Here is a 736-nt window from a genome sequence, read left to right as displayed (position 1 = left end):
ACCCCGGCCTCGCGTTCGAGCGCGGCCAGGTGCTGGGAGACCGCGGGCCCGGTCAGGTGCAGGGCCGCCGCCGTCGCGGCCACGGTCCCGTGCTGGGCGAGTCCGTACAGGACCCGCAGGCGGCGCAGCTCCAACATGAAGTCCGGCTTCCTGGTTCGGCAAGAAAGAGTAACTGGTACTTCCGTATCGTACCGCCGACGATGGGCTGGTGAAGCTGAAAGCGACCGCGGCGCTGGCGGTCACCGTCGTCCTGTGGGCATCGGCGTTCCCCGCGATCAAGGGGGGTCTCGACGGCTACGGTGTCGCCGGGTTGTCCTTCGCCCGGCTCGCGGTGGCGTCGGCCGTGCTGCTGCTCGTCGCGCCTGTGCTGGGCGTCCGCCGTCCGCGCCGCGCGGACCTGCCGGCGATCGCGGGGTGCGGGCTGGCCGGGATGAGCGCCTACCAGCTGCTGCTCAACTGGGGAGAGGTGCACGTCCCGGCGGGCACGGCGAGCCTGCTCGTCTCGGTGACGCCGGTGTTCAGCGCGCTGCTCGCGGCGGCGTTCCTGGGTGAGCGCCTGACCGGGGCGAAGCTGCTGGGCAGTGCGGTGGCGCTTGCCGGCAGCGCGCTCATCGCCACGGGCGGCGGCTGGGGCTACTCGGGCGCGGCGTGGGCCGTGCTGGCTGCGGCGGCGGTCCAGGCGGTGTACCACCTCGGGAGCAAGCCGTTGCTGCGGCGGTACACGGGGCTCGAGGTC

2 protein-coding genes are annotated in these 736 nt (G+C 73.4%); one reads left to right on the top strand and one right to left on the bottom strand.

The genetic code is table 11. The annotated features are described in order from the left end of the window. Positions 1 to 137: helix-turn-helix domain-containing protein (locus tag CCN39_RS48555; RefSeq protein WP_143264502.1), on the bottom strand; the 137-nt coding region annotated here is incomplete at its 3' end. Between the two features lie 71 nt (positions 138 to 208). Between CCN39_RS48555 and CCN39_RS48550 the strand changes: the two genes are divergently transcribed. Continuing rightward, positions 209 to 736, top strand: a 528-nt coding sequence (locus tag CCN39_RS48550; RefSeq protein ID WP_143264501.1) for a DMT family transporter, incomplete at its 3' end; no start/stop codon positions are given.

It is taken from the genome of Amycolatopsis kentuckyensis (assembly GCF_002155975.1).
Lineage (GTDB): Bacteria > Actinomycetota > Actinomycetes > Mycobacteriales > Pseudonocardiaceae > Amycolatopsis > Amycolatopsis kentuckyensis.
Note: the sequence above shows the minus strand (reverse complement) of the source record. Positions and strands in the feature narration are given on the sequence as shown.